At 57.7% G+C, this 830-nt stretch carries 1 protein-coding gene; it reads right to left on the bottom strand.

Going from position 1 to position 830, the window contains the following annotated elements; all coding sequences use genetic code 11:
- Nucleotides 1-830: elongation factor Tu (locus K6118_RS17180; protein WP_247121728.1), on the bottom strand; the 830-nt coding region annotated here is incomplete at its 5' end.

The raw sequence follows: 830 nt of genomic DNA, 5'->3' as shown, positions 1-830 counted from the left end.
TTACTTCAGGATTTTAGCGACGACGCCGGCGCCGACGGTACGGCCACCTTCGCGGATAGCGAAGCGGAGGCCTTCGTCCATGGCGATCGGAGCGATCAGCTCGACTTCCAGGTTCACGTTGTCACCCGGCATCACCATCTCGGTACCTTCCGGCAGCTTCACCGTACCGGTAACGTCGGTGGTACGGAAGTAGAACTGCGGACGGTAGTTGGCGAAGAACGGCGTGTGACGGCCACCTTCGTCTTTCGACAGGATGTAGGTCTCAGCGGTGAAGGTGGTGTGCGGCTTGATCGAGCCAACGTGTGCCAGAACCTGACCACGCTCAACGTCATCACGGCCAACGCCACGAAGCAGCGCACCGATGTTGTCGCCAGCCTGGCCCTGATCGAGCAGCTTGCGGAACATCTCAACGCCGGTAACCGTCGTCTTCTGGGTGTCCTTGATGCCGACGATTTCGACTTCTTCACCAACCTTGACAACACCACGCTCAACACGACCGGTAACAACCGTACCACGACCCGAGATCGAGAACACGTCCTCAACCGGCATCAGGAAGGCACCGTCGATCGCACGCTCAGGCTGCGGAATGTAATCGTCAACAGCATCCATCAGCTCGATGATCTTGTTCTTGCCGATTTCGTCGTCACGACCTTCAAGAGCCGCAAGAGCCGAACCTGCGATGATCGGAATATCGTCACCCGGGAAGTCGTATTCGCTCAGAAGTTCGCGAACTTCCATCTCAACGAGTTCCAGAAGCTCCGGATCGTCAACCTGGTCAACTTTGTTCAGGAATACGACCAGCGCCGGCACACCAACCTGACGGGCAAGCA

It is taken from the genome of Kordiimonas marina, assembly GCF_023006325.1.
Classification (GTDB): domain Bacteria; phylum Pseudomonadota; class Alphaproteobacteria; order Sphingomonadales; family Kordiimonadaceae; genus Kordiimonas; species Kordiimonas marina.
The sequence above is the reverse complement of the archived record's forward strand: the minus strand, read 5'-3'. Positions and strand labels throughout refer to the sequence as shown.